Raw genomic sequence first — 17,744 nt, forward strand, 5'->3', positions numbered from 1 at the left:
AAGAGAAGGGGCTTATAAAGGTGCCTAATTAATGGCCCCTATCAGCTCCAAAATCCTAAGGGCATAGTAGGTTTCCTGAAGTCCCCCATAGTAATCTGCCCCTCTATAAAACAGGAAACCTCCATATTTATATTTTAATGAGTGGATAAAGCCTATCAAACTCTGGATATTTTCTGGACAGTGGCCCATATGTGTCAGCGCTTCTACAACTCTATAGGTATTGTAGAGGTCTGGGTAACCCCAACCTCCATCGTGCATTGTTCTTAAGAGATACTGAAGAGTGTCAGTGTCATTGTAGTTGTACCCAAGGGCGTAGAGGAGCATTACTGCATTTGTTGTTTGGTAGAAGATTACTCCAGTTCCATTCTCGATTCCAAACGTTCCATCATCGTTTTTCTTGGAAAGTATCTCCCTAATCAGTTCAGATTTGGTCTTTGGACTTAGCTTAATCCCTATTGAATTTCCAAGCTCTATGAGTGATATCCATCCATCGTCCATCAAAAGGTCCTCCCGTTTATGAGTTAAGTACAATCGTATCAGCCGTATCGTTTCATTTTTTAGGTAGTTCAAGTCATTGGAATCAATTGTGAGGTTAAGCTCTTTATACGTAAAGTAGACGGCGTATAAAGCACCGGGATCATCCTGGCCGTAGGGCCATCTATTGCGGAGAGCGTTTTCAAGATACCCCTCCAGCTTAGTTTTGTTAAGGGGCATTCCTATTTTCTTAGCAACGTAAACAGCCATGTATGTTAATATTGGTCCGCAGGTTTTTTGAAATGGAAAGCCAAAGCCTCCGAGGGGACTCTCCCAACTGTGTATAAAGTCTATTGTTTTTCTGTCGGGTTTTCTGCCAACTGCTACAATAGCTTTCACTGCATAATACGTTCCCTGAAACTCTCCGTAGTTCTTTCCAAAGAGGTTAAAGCCCCCATCGGGCAATTCTTGGGAGATAACGTAATTGTAAATCTCGTTGGAGACAGTGCTATTCAGCAGGTGATACTCCCTGAGTAGTTGGGCTACATGGGCTATGATAAAAAGCGGTGGCCGGTAGCTTATTATTGTCTTTATGTTTCTGGAAAGGTTTTGTATGAACAAGAGGTCTCGGTGGTATCCTCTCAATTTTGTATAGTTGACACCCAATAGTTTTAGGCACTTTGTATAATAGGGAAAGTTAAAGAGAAAGTTCATAAATTGGAGGCCATCATATCCATCTGGCACCGTCAGGTTTTCAAACTGCTCAATACAATATTCCCTTGTCTTGGTGAGACTGCTTAAATTGTATCCAAGGACATGGAGAAGCTCGATGGGTTGTGGAGTAAAGTCCATTCCTTTGTACACAAAAGAACCGTTTCTCTGCTTCATACTTAATATGAAACTTATAATTCTATCTGGATTTTTGGGAGAAGAGTTTAACATTGACAGAGTCATAACACCATAGTAGACTATCCAGAATTTAGGGAAGTCAGCGGTATAATCACTTGTCGTATTTTCAAAAAGATTTCTCTCATTCTCATGAAGCCATTTTATAGTCTGAAGTCTGTTGTATGGGGTTTGGTTAATCATCTTTAGTGCCGTCACAAAGTAGTACGTTGAGACAATGTCGGGGGTTATTGTATCGTCAATTTCAGTGAAACCCCCTTCTGGACACTCGGCAAGATGCAACCTCCGGGAGGTGTAGTTAATCCATGATTCACCAAGAAACGTGGAGAGATTGAGACGCGTTGGGAGACAGCTGAGTTTTGTTGTTGTCCCACTGTTTTCAATAGCGTTGTTTCCATTGCTTCCGCTCCATCCGGTCTTCCAGTATATCCCCAACAAAAAAATTAATAATATTAAAAGAGAAGAAAAGAAAAATTTTCTTTTCAATGTGACTCCCTCCTAACCTTAATAACGTTAGCCCCCTGTATATATTCAGTCCCCCGGGCTTTGCTGAAATAAAATGTCCCGATAGTATGATCCTCCACACGCCATATGCCAAAAAGTGCAGTTGCCTCTATGTTATCAAAGTCTACCCCAGCATAATCAGTGTTGTGAAGTGTTATGCTGTATTTCGTTTCATCGGAAGTTCCCTGAAAATCTATCCCTGGTGGTATTGAGATGTGGACGGAACCCCTAATGGCAACGAACCTCAATTCAACCCCTAGGGTTAAATTCTCTGCCCGATAGTCCTGGGACCACCAGTAGTCGTATGGCTGAATCCAGCAGGCCGCCGAAGAGTATCCGCCTACTGCCACCACGGAAAATTGGTCCTTTTCAATATTCAGAGATGCATATGCAGAGATGTAAACGTCGCCTTGATGTGGTACGCTGAAAGCCTCTCTTTGTTCGTAGTCAGAGCTTGACCCTATCCAATGACTTGATGCTCCTAGTAGTTGTCTGTGTCTGAGAGAAAAGTATCTGTTCACTGCCATGAAAACCTCTTTTCTGTCAAGTCCAGGAGTGTTGGGAATCTGTATTACCCCGTTCTTTGCAATTATTGGAATCTTCTGGTCATGTACATACAGCGTGTATGTGCTGACTCCAAGTTGTTTGCTGTAGCCGGTGGCGCTCACTCCTTGGAACACGGCCACTACCAACAACAGTGTCGTAAACCATACTACTTTCTGTCGCATTTAACCACCTCCAAATGGGTGGTCATTTTAATGTAGCACATTAAAAGTACTTAAAATTTTTGGTTAATTGTAGTACATGCTTAATGTAGTCATTGTTTAGAATATTGTACTATCTATTGGCAAATTTTACATTTTAAAAATTAAAAGCTTAGGTAGACAAAGTTCGCAAAATCATTAAAGCTGGCTCCCTTCCTCAGGGTTCTTAATCTTCAAAAGCGGGCAGACGTCCATGCACTCCCTGCAGTGCGTACAGCGGTTCCAGTCCACCACTATCTTCCTGCTGAGCGGGTCTATGCTCAAAGCCCCCTCTGGGCATTTTCCCACGCAGACGCCGCAGCCGACGCACTCGTAGGCACGCTTGACGAGGTGATAGGCGCTAATCGCTTCCCTCTCGTCGGGGGCCTTTGCTTTCCTCGTCCCCGTGAAGAACTCGGCCTCGCCGGCCCTTACCACATCCCCTTCAACGCTCACCTCGCCAAGTATCGGCGCGACCTGGAGGAGGCGCTTTTTGTTGAGAACTGTGTTGAATTCCAGCTCGTAACCCTCGCCTGTCTCCTCAATTTTAACCTTAACTGGCTCCCACGAGCGCTCCTCGGGAATATCAACGCCAAGCTTCCTCGCTATGGCCTTCTCGCCCTTGCTGAGCTTCTTCCAGCGCCAGAAGCCGTAGGTAATCCACTCCTCTGGAAGGCCGAAGCGCTTCCTCCAGTGCTCCAGCGCCTTCCTCCACTTCTCCCAGAGCTCGGGCTTCTCGCGCTTGAGCCTCTCGAACTCTGCTAAAGAAGCGCTCGGGCAAAGGAAACAGCCTATCCTGTCAAAACCGCGCTCGTAGAGCGGGTTGTAGGGCAGTTTTCTGCTGAAGATGTAGAGCCACACCTCAATTGCGCGCCAGTGGAATATCGGGGAAGCTCCTATCTCGTTGGGCACCCACTCGTTCCTCCACACGCGCGGCTGCTTAAAGCGCTTTATGCTCTCGTATTTCCTCTGGCCGACGAACATGAGCACTCCTTTCGGATAGTTCTCCTTTATAGCGAGGGTTATCGGGCCGAGCTTCGTGACCTTACAGCACCAGCGGTAGTCGCGACCGGGCGGTGAGAAAACGTATAGCGCCCTCCAGAAGGTGTCTTCAGCGTCCGCAACAACGAACTTTATACCCTTCGGCTCAAGCTCCTTCCTCAGCTTCTCCACATATTCTATCGTCTCCGGGAACTCGATTCCGGTGTTGTTGAAGAAGACGGTGAAGTCCCCACCAAACTCCTCCAGGGCCAGCCCGAGAACGGCCAGGCTGTCCTTTCCGCCAGAGAAGGCAACGGCAACGGGTAAGTCCGAGTACCTGCTCGCCACTTTCCGCATGAACTCCCGGCTTTTCATGACCTTCTCCTCGAGCGCTATCGCGTTCGCCCTTAGAACGTCCTCCATCGTTGCCTTTCTTCCCTCGCGGTAGTTGACGCTTTTCTGCCTCTTCGGCTTGACCCCCGTTCCGCGCTCGCCCCGTATTAGGGCCTCGTAGTCCTTCTTCGCTATTCCCGTCGCAAAGACTTCGCCGTCCTCGGAGACGAGAATCACATCGTCGTCCACCCTTATGCTCGGGTCGGCTTCAAGGACACCGACAGCCAAGAGGTTTGCCCCGTTTTTTATCGGCTCGACGGCACCTCTGTCAACTATAACCCACTTCTTCATTCTCTTTCCAAAGCGCTTCCAGAGCGCTATGGCACCTTCAACCTTCAGGCCGGCCTTCCAGCGGAGCTCAACCGGGTCGAACTTGATGTAACCGAAAACGTAGCCGTCCACGATGATTTCGTAGGCATCGTCCTCGCTCGGGAGCTTGTTGAGGAGGACGACCTTTCCGTCGAGGATCTCTCCGACGTCAACGCCAAAGTGCTCCACGAAGACTGACTTTATGAACTCCAGGTCCTTCTCAAAGGCGAACCTCAAATCGCCGGGGGGAGTAATGTTAAGGCGGAATATTCCCTCCTTTCCGTGAACGGCACAGCTATCGCCGATGAGCGGGACGTTGCACTTCTCGCACCAGTTTATGTAAGCCTTTCCAAGGAAAACCGGTCTCCCCATGCTCTCACCTGAGGCTGAAATGGGGAAGGGGTTTATAAACCCGGTGGCGCCCTAAGTTTTACATTGTTGTAAAACTATGGGTGGCAATGAGGGTGACAGAACCCACGCATTCAACAAAGGAACATTCAGAGACTTATTAATCCCACGCTTTAATGGGCAAGACATCGACGCTAAATTGTGTCTATTAGGGATATTTTAGGACTAAAAATGTGACAGTAAGATTTAAGAAGGTCTATAACTAGGGGTAATGGCATGTATGGAGGTGAGCACATGAAGAAGGGCATTGGAGTAGCACTCGCCCTGCTCGTTCTCGCGAGCGTACTTGCAGTTTCAAATCCGGTCAATGCTCAGAACGTCCCGGGGGACAAGCTCAAGATAGTCCAGCTCGCCGCCCAGGGCAGCCTCTTCATGGGTGTTTTCAATCCATCTCCCAACGGGATGACCGACACTTACACGAGCAGGGTCTGGTACTTCCTCAGCGACCCCGCAGTGGTCACCGGTTCGGACGTTCAGTTCCACAACTACCGCTGTGAGCTCGTTGGCATCAAGTACAACGTTCAGGTTCCGGCCGATGCTATAATCTGGAACGGAACCCAGAAGAAGTGGGTCTCCCCCAACACCGGGAAGATAGCCAAGAGCGCCGTCACCTGGAAGTGTGGCCTCGGAACTTGGCAGGACGGCCAGCCAATAACCCTTGCAGACTACCTCTTCAGCTACGCCATGGACTGGGAGTGGAGCTACCAGAACGGCAAGAACGACAAGTACTACGACCAGGCCTGGGCCAACGCACTCCTAACGTCCCTTCCAAAGGTTCTCGGCCTTAAGATTGACAACGTCACCGACAGGTACGTTGAGTACACAATCTACCAGAACTACGTGGTCCCGTACAGCAAGTGGGGAACTGCCGTTGGAAACTACTTCGTTAAGCCCTCATTCCCATGGGAGCTGTTCTACGTCTCGGTTCAGATGGTGGCCAACGGTGTCAACGGCAAGGCGTTTTCCTGGGATACCCAGCCCCAGAACGGGTTCCACCTCGACATGATTGACCCGAACCAAGCCCCATACTTCGCGGCCGAGGCAAAGAAAATACTCGAGAGCGGGAAGCTAATACCCATCTGGCTGGGGAACGAGAGCGAGCTTAACTCCTACCTTCGGATGTGGGGACTTACCCCCGATAAGGCTGGACTCACCCCCGAGCTCGCTAAGAAGGGCTACGAGGGCATAATAAGCTGGACCGAGAAGTACAAGAACGCTATAATAAGCGATGGTCCCTACTACGTTTACAGCTACAACCCGAAGTCCATGACCGTCATCCTCAGACTCGCTGACGACGAGAGGATTGGCTTCCCCGGCGAGGTCAACGGCAAGAAGCTTCCTTGGGAGCCCTACTGGAAAGAGATAGACATCTACGGGACCCTCAACCCCCAGACTGCAATTCTGGCCGTTGCCAAGGGCGACTATGACGTTTACTGGTACGCAATCACCTACAACGAGTTCCAAGGCCTCCTGCAGAAGTACAAAGACAGCCTCAAACCGATTAAGAGCATCGCCGTTTGGTGGAGCCTCAACCTCAACTTCGTGGGCAACGAGAGCACCGGACTCGTTAAAACCCCCTCTGGAATCAAGTTCAACCCGCTTGCCCTTCGCGGCGTCAGGTACGCCCTCAACTGGCTCATCAACAGACAGTACCTCGTCAACCAGATACTTCAGGGAAGCGGCGCCCCCCTCTTCGGCCCCGAAGTCAGCGGACAGGCTGATGCCTACGCGAGGATTGACACGGTTAGACGCGCCCTGGGTCTCACTCCACAGGGTGACGAGCAGTACGCCCTCGACATGATTGACCGCACCATGACAGCCGCGGCCGAGAGGCTCAAGGTCGCTGGTCACAGCCTTGTAAAGAAGGATGGTGTCTGGTACTTTGACGGCAAGCCAGTCACCATAAAGGTCGTTGCCCGCCCCGAAGATAAGAGGCTAGATGAGGGTAAATACGTCGCCCAGGTTCTCGAGAAGGCAGGTTTCAAGGTGGACCTCATAAAGTGGGACAGAACGATAGCCAACAAGAACGTTTACAACCAGGATCCGCACACCCTTCAGTGGCAGGTCTACACCGAGGGTTGGGTCGTTAGGGGAATCCACCCGGTTACCAGCACCGCCACCGACTTCTGGCTCCTCGACTACTACGTTGCCCCCAACATGGGTGCCGGCTACCACAACCCGGTCAAACTCAGACAGGTCGTTGATGCTGTTTCCAACGGCGACCTTAACAAGTTCATAACCTCGCTCGGCCTCACTTACTACAACACCCCCAACAAGCTCAGACCCCTCCTTGACTGGACCGGATACGACTTCGATATGCTCCTCGTTCAGAACACATGGACTAAGAATGACTTCACCGTTAGCATCAGCAACATCAACCAGTTCTGGGACCTCTACAAGCTCGCCTATGCCCTTCACATCTACAACTCCCCAAGGATATACACAGTTGAAACCTGGAGGTTCTTCCTCACAAACAGCAGGGTTAACGTCGCAATGCCTGACCCAATAAGCGGCCTTGGAAGCTTTGTCGCCACGAGGTCGATAACGCCCGCGGGGCAGGGTGGAGCGACATCATCGAACGGGGCCAGTGCCACCAGCACTCAGGCTCCGACGAGCAGCACTACCACTTCGAAGAGCAGCAAGGGCATCTGCGGTCCGGCCGCAATAGTCGGACTCGCAATAATACCGCTCCTCCTCAGGAGAAGGCGCTGAGCTTTCTTTTCTTTTCATTCCCACCGCAACTTTTATAAAACTGCCCCGAAACCTTAGGAGCGAGGGCCCGTAGCCTAGCAGGATAGGGCGCCGGCCTTCTAAGCCGGAGGTCGCGGGTTCGAATCCCGCCGGGCCCGCCAACAAAGCGTTTTTTGACGAATTCACGGAGCAACTGCCGTTTTTCACTGGAGTTAACAACGCACCCAACAAAACCTCCAGTATTGAAGCTCCAAAACCCTCCTCCACAGGAAGACGGTTGTACAACGGTTGTACAACCCCCGGCCCAACCTCCAAAAGCACTACCAAAAAACGCCCACCCAGTTTTGTAATAGTGTATTGGAAACTTCTACCGGCAAGGATTGACGGAAATCGAGCAACCGCATATTCATACTCCCTACGGCCTTTCTTTATGCGAGTTTTAGAAAACTTAACCACCAAAGCCGTGACCTCCAAACCCGTGTTGTACAAAAGTTGTACAAATTCCAGCCTTATAAGGGCTCCGATTTGGGGTCAAAACTTGCGAAACGGGCACACGGGGCAAAAGTAATTTTTTACGCTCCCTCCGGCTTAGAAGTCCGGCGCCCTATCCTGCTAAGGCTACGGCCCCTCGCTCCTAAGGTTTCGGGGCAGGCTTGAATTTTGCGCACGAGACGAGCACAGCGGGGGCTCTCAAAATAGGACTCGGATAACCAGGCAAAAAGAAGAACTTATGTGAAAACAGGGCCTCTTCAGCGGGGCTAAGGTTGCGGGGGCAGAAAAGATTGAAAAAAGCCCTCAAAGCTTCAACTCGCACACGAGAAAATCACTACCGAACCGCTCATCGTGCTCAAAAAACAATTGAACAGGCCAACTATTCCGCTCCCACCCAAGCACATCCTCAAGAGGAGTAACCACCCTCTGAGGGATAGTGAACTGGAACCTCGTCCCCTTATGAATACTCCTGCCCTCCTTATTCACCCCCAGCATCACAACCCTCAAAAGGGTCGCCGTGAACGGAACCTCAACCAGCTTTTTCCTGCCCTTCAGAATCCTCAACTTCACTTCCAGCTCCTCGCTGACCTTCTTATTAAGCCTCGCCGTCAAATCGGGATGAATCTTCCCAACATAAGCATACACCCTGTATGAGTATCTTCCCCAGTCTTCCTGCGACCGTATCAAACGGGCTTCACTTACGCCAACCTTCTTGCTCCGACCCACTACCGACACCACTAAAATCATAGCGTTGTCACCTTAAGCATACCAACCAGTGGTGATGCCCCCCGAGAACGGCCTTCAACCGCAAAGAGAGTCCAAGAACCAACACAGAAAAAGGGGGAGAGAAGATGAAAAAGCCATCACCCACGAGGCACGAGGATGACGCCCAACTTCAAGAGCGGGCCACCCTCAGCATCACTAAAGATGACCCCGCTAACTGAGTCAGGCTCTTCCAAGTTCGCCACGAACTGCGAACTCATCGAGTTCACCGTAGTAGTCTTGTCAAAGCAAAAGACCACACTCTTGTATTCATCAAGCGGGACTGGAATAGTGTAATTGGCCACTATGGTTCCCGAGGACAAGTTCCCAATCTCAATCTTGACATAATACTCGACATCCTGCTTTAGAGTCGTGTTGAGCGGGAAATTGAGCTGGATGCTCGCACCGTCAGTTATGTTCGCTATCGTGAGCGAGTCGTTCACCGAGAGCTGGTAGAGAGTTCCGTTCTTGAGAACCTCGCCACTGGGGCTGAAATACTCCAAAGTCACACTCCGACCGTCAGCGACACCCTGAGCTGGGTAAAAGCCAAACCTGATAATCTCATCGCTCGAATTTACCTGAAAGACTTTCGTTATTGGCTTCGCAATAGGAGATGAAGAGCCCGAGGTTGAGGAGCCCACAGTGTCCTTATCCGCCGTGAGGTAAACAAAGTGGCCACCGATGAACCCCTGGACTTTGCTCTCGTTCTGAACCCTGACCTTCAGGGAAATCTCATACAGATACTCCCTCTTGCCATCGCTCGTGTTTGAAACCTTCACCAGCTTCTCAACCCTTGGGGTTCCAGCAAGCGGAAAGTCCGTCCCGAGCGGAACACTGGAGTTCACCTTCAAAGGCCTGTCCGATATGACGAGGACTGTGGTCTTGTAAACCCCACTTGAAGAGTTGTCGGGCACCATCTTGAGCTCCTGTCCCGGGGCCGCAACGACTTCAAGATGATAAGCAGGCTCATCGTTGGTTCCTATCACCTGGCGGTTCGTCTTGTCGCTGAACATCCCCAGTATGCCGACAACCGAAGCCTTGTAGTGGTAAGTCACGAGGACGGCTACACCAACAAGCAATAGGCCTATTACCAGTTTCTCCACAACTTTCACCACTAATATAGGGGATGAAATTGCTTAAGCCTCCCCGCGTGAGTGGTGAGGCTTAAACGGCCATAGACCAAGACAAGTTATGGGGGGGAGTGTGAGGACCGCAACCCTGAACGAAGCCCTCGTTAGAATTTCAGCGATGATAGCCCTTGAAGCGGCCACCTGCCACCTGGTAGGGGCCGTTGAGGCCTTCAAACTAACGATTCTCGGGGTGGCCTTCGGACTGTTTCTCCTCTGGATGGATATGAAGGGGCCTGTGCCCTTCACAATTTGAAGGGTTAGAGCCCCCTAATCTTACACCCGTTGCGAAGTGGAGAGATGCCAAGCGAGTGAGGCTTTACATAGTTCAGCAGTTTGCCCATACTGAGAACCAAACTTTTCCAAGAAAAATCACTTGGCAGTCAGTCTTCAGTCAGTCAGGTCAGGTAAGTGAGTTGAAGTTGAAGAGTCGGGAAAAGTCTGGGTCGGAGTATGGTCAAACTGCTGAAGTATGTAAAAACCAATTAGGGGAGCCTAATCTTATACCCGTTGCGAAGTGGAACTTCGCCTGCGGGCAACAGGGCAAGAACAGGAAAAGAAGGCCGCAGAGGGCCGTTTGGGTGTTCAACTATATTCTCTGTGGGGACAAACTTGTCCAATCGGGAAGTGGAAACTCAATTGAGTTCGTCAGCGTGAAGCTCAAGGACTATGAGTTTTCTCCTGAACCCATCCCTCTTTTCAACCCTCACCGTTATGGGCCCTGAAGAGGGCAAATTCTTGAGGACCTTCTTAATCAGGGTCAAAAAGCGGGCTGGGATGGAGAGCTGAAAGCGGTAACTGTTCGTGTTCTTCTTGAAGCGGGCCAAATCCACATAACTGACTTTCGCCCCAAAGAGCGTCGTTATGGGCTTATCACTGACCCCGTAAATCCGGAGCTCCACCGGAGTATACTCCCAGTCCGAGCACTTGAAGAGGAAACTTCTCAAGGCAGGCTTCTCCTCTATGGCCGACGGGTAGATGTGGACATCAAACCTCGGGCTGACTGAGGCGCAATCCTGTCTGATATAAAATCGGCCAGTGGTGGCCGTCCCATCATCCTTCGGCCTCTGTTTTCCCATCACCATCACCATAATAATCTTCACCCAAACACCTTAACCTCCCCGCTGTCCTGCGGGGAACCACTTTAAAAGGGGGACTTTGCCCCTTCATCAGTTGAAGACAATTTTGGCATCGAGCCACTTGACGCCTGAAAACTCCGACGACGGCCTGCTCATCAGCAGAGGACACTTCCCTGAACGGCCAAAATCGCAATACCTGCAATACCACGAGTTGGGGCGTAGCGAGGGCTCATCAGCGTTCCACCGCTTCAAAATCTCAGCGAGCTCATAAGCGAAGGCCGTCCGCTCAGGCCCACTGAGATAAAACTCCATCTGGAACGAATTCCTCGGGTGAGCGTTCACCATCCACAAGCGGTCGAACTTCAGAGCGAAGAACTTCATCGAGAAAAAGTCGTGATACCAGAGTTTGCTCAACTGGTCGAACTCGGGCGACTTGTTCTTCCTCTTCAACTCAATACCAAGCTCAAAAGTCAGGCCATCCTCGGAGTAGAACTCAAAGGAGAAATCAACCTCGCTCACGAACCCCTTGAAGCGGGCTTCCTTGAACCCGGGTATCGTGCCCACGAGAAGCCTGTTATGTTGAAACACCACTTTCGTGCCAGTCTTCTCACTGTAAAACTCTGCAAAATCTTCAAGGGCCTCACCAACGAACTCTTCAAGGAGCGAGCCCCTGAACCTGCTCTTTGTGTTCAATCCCTCGGCCCTTCCCCATAGGTATCTTGTGCTCTCACCGTTCCCTGAGCGGGTGGCCTTTGAAAGGGCCGCCTTCACCTTGGAGTAAGCCATAACCTCACACCTGCCGACGAGGCTTATCGGAAGATAGCCATCCTGAACTTTGTGCGTGCTCTTGCGGGCCCTCTTCTCAACCCTATCGGCCAGTCCATCAAGCTCTGATTGGGAAAGCGAGGAGAAATCCGAGGAACGGTGAAGGATGATATTCAAAGCCTGCTCAACAAACTCCGAAACCACACTATTGGGGGACTGGGGGGCTTCCACAGCTCTTACCAGGTAAAATAGTAACAAAATTGCTTAAGCCTCACCAGACACGCGGGGAGGGTTAAAGTGCCTCAGCCCAAGTATTAGTGGTGAAAGCGTGAAACGCCGAGCCAATTCAAGCGACCTGTTGTTTTTACTCCTATTACTCGCCGTAGGATACTGGGCCTACAAGAACGGCTACCTCTCAAACCTCTCCCAGCACACGACACCGGCCACCACTCACAGCCCAAACATAAAACTGCTCCACCCCGACACCGGAGACAAGGCCGTCTTCGAAGGCGGCGGCTACTTCAAAGACCAGAAAACCGTCATCCCAATTGAGGTCGAAGTCTACAACATAAAGCCCGGGGACAGAGTGCTGATGAGCTTCTACAAGACGGCAAACGGCCAATTCTTCTTCGATAAGATAGCCATCCTCAAAGGCGACTTGGGGACCAAAATAGCAGAGGGGCTACACGGGGACACCCTCAACATCCCCGCCCAGGATGTCGTCAAAGAGTTCAACATAAACACGGCTATGAACTACATCCCGATTGACTTCAACTTCAACTACCTCAACAAGCTCGGCCTCTGCAACGCATCCTTTACCACGAAGGCCACCAATACAACCCCCGCAACCACCTACTACGACTGCACCCTCTCCCTCGTCGTCACGACCGAGAAGAAGTGGAGCCTGATAACTGGCGAAAAGATGGACTTCCGCTTCAAGATTAGGTTGCTGACCGCTGACGGTCAGGAATATACCATCTCAAAGGAGCTCCTCATAGACAGCAGGGGCATCGTTGATGCCATCAAAGATGTCTTCTTCTGAAGTGGCCTGTTCTTTTCTATTTTCAATTTCAAAAAAGTGAAAAAAATCAGGTATCAGTGTAGACGAAGAAGTCGCCCTCACGGCTGACTGCACCATCCACCAGGTCGTTTGATGAAAGGACCAAACGGGCCGGGTTCACCCACACCCGTTTTTTCACATCATCAGACAATTTCTTCAACGACGGGTCGAACACCCAGACCAAACCCGAATCTTCCAAATAAGCCCAGAAAAGACGAAAAGCCCCCGCTTCCCGCTCATATTGAAGGGCCCTTACTTCCTTCTTCGAGAGGCCGAAACGGTAGAGGGCCCAATCATCGTTCTGGGCATACAACTTGTAGCCCAATTGGTTGAGCACGGAAGTCAGGTGAAGGTCCTTCAAGTGAGCCTTTATGAGGGCCTTGCTCCCAAACTTCACGCTGGCCTTGTAACGGTAAATATACTTCGTGAAAACCCCCGTTGGGAGCCCATCCTTCCAAGTCGTCACGATGGCCTCACCACCATACAACACAACTGTGCCAGTGATAACCCCGAACTGCGAAGTGGGCAAGTCACCCTCTGGGTAAACTCGAATATAGGCCTCGCCAGTATGCTTGTTCACGAGGATATAACCGGATGCGGGAAAGGCACTTACGACAGTCCACCGAGCAATCGGGTGAAGGGTGCCGACAATAGTCTTTCCCTCTGAAACCGTGAGCGTTACCATCACCGACTCGGAGCCACTCACCTTAACAAGCCAGTGCCCGTCAATATAACTCAAGCCCTCGGCCCTCAAATTGGTCGAACTCCCCATCAAAGCCTCATACTTCCGCACGGTGAGGTTCACCACAAGGTCTTCAATATAGGTCAAGCTCTTATTGGCCAAAACGGCCAAATCCATCATAGTCAAATTATTCTTCCAGTAATCGGGCACCGTGAGGTTCAAATACTCCGCAACCTGCGAGAGCGGGACAATCGGCAAATACGCTTCCTTGATACTCCGATGCTTGACGGTCACTCCATCAGAAACAGACCACTTTTCAGTATGATGGTAAAACCACAGCCTCGGAAACTTATAGTGGAACGGCCCAGTGCTGTAAATATTCGAGAACGAACTGGCGTCATCATAACTGTGGGAATCCCGCTCCACCTCCTGAACGGCCTGCTTGAGAACATAACTCGGGTCATCGGGCTCCACGCTCACCGACGAGTTAGTCGAGTTAGAAGAATTCGATGGGCCTGTGCCGTTGTTATTGCCCGTTGAGTTAGTAGAATTATCCGAAGGCCCTGACGAATTGCCCTCATCATCAAGAGGCTGGCTCTCGATAACGGAAGAGGAAATTGTTCGCCTTATCCCACAGTTGTATCCACTGAACCTCGGAACTCTTGCTGAAATTGAGCTGTCCAGTATACAAAACAGGCCCAACACCACTCGCAAAAACATAAAGGGTCATATTACCAGCATAGAAACTGATGAGCCTCCAAGCCGCTCCCTTCTTCTTAGTGGGGACAATATCCCAACTGAAAGCCGAAGGCGGATAAAGGCGAATCTCCGAAGTATTGTAAAAGATAATCTGAGAAGCGTGAACGAGCACATCCCTGTAAACAAACGCAGGCCCCCTGGGAGTCACCGTCAGCACCCTCTCCTTCAGCCGAGTGATAAAAGTCACACCCCGCCCCCAAAGCTTGATACTTGGGTATTCGTCCTTATATCCCGAAGGCAGTTTTGGGAAACGAATATACGCACAAATCGTGCTCAAATTCGACAAGTTCGCACTTATACTCGCTGGCTTATCGGCCCCATAAATAACCTCAACATAGTGGAAAGAGGACCCAGAATCGGGGACCACCAACACAGTGAAAAAACTCCCAGAACTCCCTGCCCCTGCACTGCCACCAGCAAGTTGGTGAGTCGAAGTCAGCGAGAGGACAGTCGAAGGAGGAATTATGACGGGAACAGGATGGTTGATAGTGTAGGCCGGAACAAACCCCCCGAGGAAGGCGAGCAGGAACGAGAGGACATCAATCATACCACACCCCAAGAATAAAGAGAGGCAAAAAGCCTTAAGCCTCACCACACCAGCGGGGAAGAGAGCAGTCTTCACTTGAGAAGTTCCCAATTCTTCTCTTATTCTCTTTCTCCCCGGGAACACTTGACTTCCTCTCGAAACCCACACACCAGGACAGGAAGGAAGTCAGTCTGTTCTCTATCTTGCAGAGTTTTTTATATAAATAAATAAAAAATCCCTGCAGAACAAACAGAACAGATACCAGATAAACAAGAACGAGGAGAGAGACGAGTAGCTCAACCTGATTCTCGGAGGGTTAAGTTATTTATTTATATAATTAACTTCGGTGAAAGTGTGGGAAGACCGAGGAAGTATAACAATCCCCGATTGATAAGCCTCGTTCTCGAGTCGGACATCTACGATGAGATGATAAGGGCAAAACCTCACTCCATAGGGCTGGGTGATTTTCTCTCACAATTGTTCCTTGAAAAAAGAGAAAAAGCAGAACTCCTTTCTGAGAATATGGCACTAAAAGCGGAAAATAAGGCACTCAAGAAAGAGCTTGCCGAACTGAAGGAGAAACTCGAAAAACTGGAGTCGAGCATCAACTCGGCTAACGACGACCTCTGGGAGAAAGTGAGGGCGCTCATCACAGAGAGAGGAGAAGTCAAAGTCATCGAAGTGCTCAAAGCCCTCGGGCACACGGAGATGGGCGAAGCCCTACAAAGAAGGGCAAGAGAATTCGTGAACGAAGCTCCTGGGCACGGGATAACCGTTTCTCCCACCCCCGATGTTGGGATACTGGGCTGGAAAGTCCAACTAAGCCCCGCAAAGTCCTGAAGAATTCTTTTTCTCTGCTTTTTCAAAAAAGCCACTTAGAAAACAGGAAAGCAAAGCAGGGGAGAGGGGCTCAACCGCCCCACCCACGCTCCAAGTGAACCGAAACCACAGCGTAGTAGCCACCCTCTCCCCCAAAGGGCTCGAGGACAAAAGTGGCGTTCAACGGCAGGCCCTGCACCTTCACCAAACTCACAAGCTCATCATAAAAGTTCTTAGCAGTGAACTTCTTCAAAGCGGATGGCTTGTATTTCGACCCAGGAGCAAGGTTAGGAACATAACCAAACTGGAGAAGGCCGAAACGATGAGCGGTGTCGTTGAGGAACTCCCAACCCTGCCCAACGGACACAGCACGGTCAAGCTGAGGGTTGAACCGACCGGGCTCCGCCGTATCCTTGTAAACAGTATAGTTCAGCACTATCTCGTTCTCAAGTGCAAACTTAACCCGAGCGTTCGCCCAGTTCTGGAACACTTCCTTCTGAGTATACACCTTCCCAGAAGGCGTCTTGCTTTCCTCATACACGGCATACGCTCCGAGGGCCACTATGAGGATAAAGATGACGCCCAAGACCTCCAACAGCTTTTTGATGGCTCCCTTGAAACCTGCCCTACGCTTCAAAGACACCACCACCCAAACAACTGTGAGGAAGTTTTAACGCCTGTGGTGCAAAACTCGAAGTGAAGGACCTCGGAAGAATTGAAGCAACCTGTGAGCTTCATAATCACTCACCCTCCTGTGAAGGCTCGACCGACTCGCCACCATCATCCATCTCGGGCAAATCGCACACCAAATCCTCACTGAACACGCCACTCTCAATACCCGCCTCTATGAAGAGGGCCACGAGCAGAGGGTTCGTAATCCTGATGGGCTCATCAACACCCAAATCCAGCAACTCCCTCCGAATTTGGGCAATATCATCACTCAGAATCACAAGCCCGTTCAGGATATTCATAACGAACAACTCGTCATCATCCCTGAACTGCCCAAAATCCCAGCGAGACGCTATGACATCAGCCTGGGACAAGAGACCGTTCAACTCATCAACCTTGGCCCAGAAAAGGGCCGACCAAGCAACCTGAGGCAGAGCCACCAAGGCCGGAAGAGGCTCATAACCCAGAATCTCAAGGGCAAGAGTGTGCGCCATACCAAGGAGCTCATCCCGACCCTTCGAGCGAACTTCCTCGTCCTCATCATCAAGCCCGAAGTGCTGGCGAATTATCCTTGAAAAGTGCCCCCAACTCCCAGTCCCATCCGTCCTAATCCAGCCCTCGACAAGGGCCTTATCAACATCCCGGTCCTTGAGCACCTCATCAAGCTTCACCACGAGAAACCACCAAGACGACCCTTGGTTTTCCGAACTTTTCAAACTTTCCATCCAGAAAGTGCACCAAAATACCACAAGAAGAGGGAAAACGAAAATCACCCGAGCCATCCCTGCTGGACGCTAACCGTAACTATGGCATAGTAGCCGCCCGAACCTGAAGAAGACGAAGAGCCTGAGCCTGAAGAAATCAAACTCATCTCACTCGGGTCCACAAGCAAAAAGTATTCCGTCAGCGGGAACGCACCAGCCGAAGCATAATCGCTCTTCAACTGCTGATAGAACGCTGAACCTGAGAACGGAAGAGTCGTCGCAGGAACAATACTCCCACCACTTGACGGGAACGCACTGACCTTACCAAAGAAGACCAAGTTATAGTTTTGTGAAGCCGTCTGAAGACCATCCCAACCAGAGCCCGAAGTCAAAATCTGGTCACCAGTCCCACTCTCAGGGTCATACTTACCAGTGTTAGTGGTGTCCTTATAGACGATATAGCTTATTGAAATCTTCGGGTCGGTGAGCTTCGCCTGAACCTCAGCCTTACTGGCCAGGCTGTTAATCGTGTTTTGAGCCGTGCTGACGACCGTGTTAGTCTGACTGTTGCCCTTGTTCATCGTCTTGTAACCGTATTGCAGTATCAGGCCGATGATGGCGATGGCCGCTATAATTTTTAGAATATCGCCTACTTCCACAGGCTTTCACCACTAATATGGGGGGAAAAGCCTTAAGCTTCCCCGCGTGTGGGGTGATGGAAAAGGGACACCCCCGTTTACCCCTTCTACTGTCCCCAGTGTCCCCTTGAAGAATTCTTAGGCTGGAGGCTATATAGGGCAAGAATTCATACATACTATACAATTGTATGTCCACTGTCCCCCAGTGCCCCCTCCAGATTCTGGGTCTGTATGCAATATAGCTTTCAAATTC

16 protein-coding genes and 1 tRNA gene are annotated in these 17,744 nt (G+C 50.5%); 5 read left to right on the forward strand and 12 right to left on the reverse strand.

Features of this window, described 5'->3' with window-relative positions; translation table 11 throughout:
• Positions 1-24: 24 nt before the first annotated feature.
• The 3 genes from ACYQ04_RS04480 to ACYQ04_RS04490 all read right to left on the reverse strand — a co-directional run bounded on the left by ACYQ04_RS04480 (position 25) and on the right by ACYQ04_RS04490 (position 4,682).
• Entirely contained in the window at positions 25-1,815 is a 1,791-nt protein-coding gene (locus tag ACYQ04_RS04480) for a prenyltransferase/squalene oxidase repeat-containing protein (protein ID WP_460127661.1), read from the reverse strand.
• 47 nt (positions 1,816-1,862) lie between these two features.
• Complete coding sequence (locus tag ACYQ04_RS04485; RefSeq protein WP_460127663.1) at positions 1,863-2,612, reverse strand: hypothetical protein; 750 nt, start codon at positions 2,610-2,612, stop codon at positions 1,863-1,865.
• 174 nt (positions 2,613-2,786) lie between these two features.
• Positions 2,787-4,682 carry a phosphoadenosine phosphosulfate reductase domain-containing protein gene (locus tag ACYQ04_RS04490; protein WP_460127666.1) on the reverse strand — a complete coding sequence of 632 codons (1,896 nt, stop codon included), beginning with the start codon at positions 4,680-4,682 and terminating at the stop codon, positions 2,787-2,789.
• 270 nt (positions 4,683-4,952) lie between these two features.
• On the opposite strand from ACYQ04_RS04490, the gene ACYQ04_RS04495 reads away from it, so the two are divergent.
• Positions 4,953-7,430: an ABC transporter substrate-binding protein gene (locus tag ACYQ04_RS04495; RefSeq protein WP_460127667.1), complete on the forward strand. Its 2,478-nt coding sequence runs from the start codon at positions 4,953-4,955 to the stop codon at positions 7,428-7,430.
• Positions 7,431-7,493: 63 nt separating this feature from the next.
• A tRNA-Arg gene (locus tag ACYQ04_RS04500) sits at positions 7,494-7,570 on the forward strand.
• A gap of 634 nt (positions 7,571-8,204) precedes the next feature.
• Here the strand turns inward: ACYQ04_RS04500 and ACYQ04_RS04505 are convergent.
• Positions 8,205-8,648: a hypothetical protein gene (locus tag ACYQ04_RS04505; protein WP_460127669.1), complete on the reverse strand. Its 444-nt coding sequence runs from the start codon at positions 8,646-8,648 to the stop codon at positions 8,205-8,207.
• A gap of 116 nt (positions 8,649-8,764) precedes the next feature.
• Positions 8,765-9,718 (reverse strand): hypothetical protein, encoded by a 954-nt coding sequence (locus tag ACYQ04_RS04510; RefSeq protein WP_460127671.1) that lies wholly within the window; start codon positions 9,716-9,718, stop codon positions 8,765-8,767.
• A 148-nt stretch (positions 9,719-9,866) separates the two neighbouring features.
• Between ACYQ04_RS04510 and ACYQ04_RS04515 the strand changes: the two genes are divergently transcribed.
• On the forward strand, positions 9,867-10,046 hold the full coding sequence (locus ACYQ04_RS04515; protein ID WP_460127672.1) for a hypothetical protein: 180 nt from the start codon (positions 9,867-9,869) through the stop codon (positions 10,044-10,046).
• 379 nt (positions 10,047-10,425) lie between these two features.
• Here ACYQ04_RS04515 and ACYQ04_RS04520 read toward each other — a convergent pair whose 3' ends face one another.
• Positions 10,426-10,893, reverse strand: a complete 468-nt coding sequence (locus ACYQ04_RS04520) for a hypothetical protein (protein ID WP_460127674.1) — start codon at positions 10,891-10,893, stop codon at positions 10,426-10,428.
• Positions 10,894-10,959: 66 nt separating this feature from the next.
• Positions 10,960-11,838 carry a hypothetical protein gene (locus ACYQ04_RS04525; RefSeq protein ID WP_460127677.1) on the reverse strand — a complete coding sequence of 293 codons (879 nt, stop codon included), beginning with the start codon at positions 11,836-11,838 and terminating at the stop codon, positions 10,960-10,962.
• 124 nt (positions 11,839-11,962) lie between these two features.
• Here ACYQ04_RS04525 and ACYQ04_RS04530 point away from each other — a divergent pair, with 124 nt between their 5' ends.
• Positions 11,963-12,676, forward strand: coding sequence for a hypothetical protein (locus ACYQ04_RS04530; RefSeq protein WP_460127679.1), 714 nt, complete (start codon positions 11,963-11,965; stop codon positions 12,674-12,676).
• Between the two features lie 46 nt (positions 12,677-12,722).
• Here ACYQ04_RS04530 and ACYQ04_RS04535 read toward each other — a convergent pair whose 3' ends face one another.
• Positions 12,723-13,850: a hypothetical protein gene (locus tag ACYQ04_RS04535; RefSeq protein ID WP_460127681.1), complete on the reverse strand. Its 1,128-nt coding sequence runs from the start codon at positions 13,848-13,850 to the stop codon at positions 12,723-12,725.
• Between the two features lie 109 nt (positions 13,851-13,959).
• Positions 13,960-14,682, reverse strand: coding sequence for a hypothetical protein (locus tag ACYQ04_RS04540; RefSeq protein WP_460127683.1), 723 nt, complete (start codon positions 14,680-14,682; stop codon positions 13,960-13,962).
• A 333-nt stretch (positions 14,683-15,015) separates the two neighbouring features.
• Here ACYQ04_RS04540 and ACYQ04_RS04545 point away from each other — a divergent pair, with 333 nt between their 5' ends.
• Positions 15,016-15,501 (forward strand): hypothetical protein, encoded by a 486-nt coding sequence (locus ACYQ04_RS04545; RefSeq protein WP_460127685.1) that lies wholly within the window; start codon positions 15,016-15,018, stop codon positions 15,499-15,501.
• 70 nt (positions 15,502-15,571) lie between these two features.
• Here the strand turns inward: ACYQ04_RS04545 and ACYQ04_RS04550 are convergent, their stop codons facing one another.
• The 3 genes from ACYQ04_RS04550 to ACYQ04_RS04560 all read right to left on the reverse strand — a co-directional run bounded on the left by ACYQ04_RS04550 (position 15,572) and on the right by ACYQ04_RS04560 (position 17,512).
• Positions 15,572-16,126 (reverse strand): hypothetical protein, encoded by a 555-nt coding sequence (locus ACYQ04_RS04550; RefSeq protein WP_145955385.1) that lies wholly within the window; start codon positions 16,124-16,126, stop codon positions 15,572-15,574.
• A gap of 94 nt (positions 16,127-16,220) precedes the next feature.
• Entirely contained in the window at positions 16,221-16,805 is a 585-nt protein-coding gene (locus ACYQ04_RS04555) for a hypothetical protein (protein ID WP_460127687.1), read from the reverse strand.
• A gap of 113 nt (positions 16,806-16,918) precedes the next feature.
• Positions 16,919-17,512: a hypothetical protein gene (locus ACYQ04_RS04560; protein WP_460127689.1), complete on the reverse strand. Its 594-nt coding sequence runs from the start codon at positions 17,510-17,512 to the stop codon at positions 16,919-16,921.
• Positions 17,513-17,744: the final 232 nt, after the last annotated feature.

This window comes from Thermococcus prieurii (assembly GCF_054657655.1).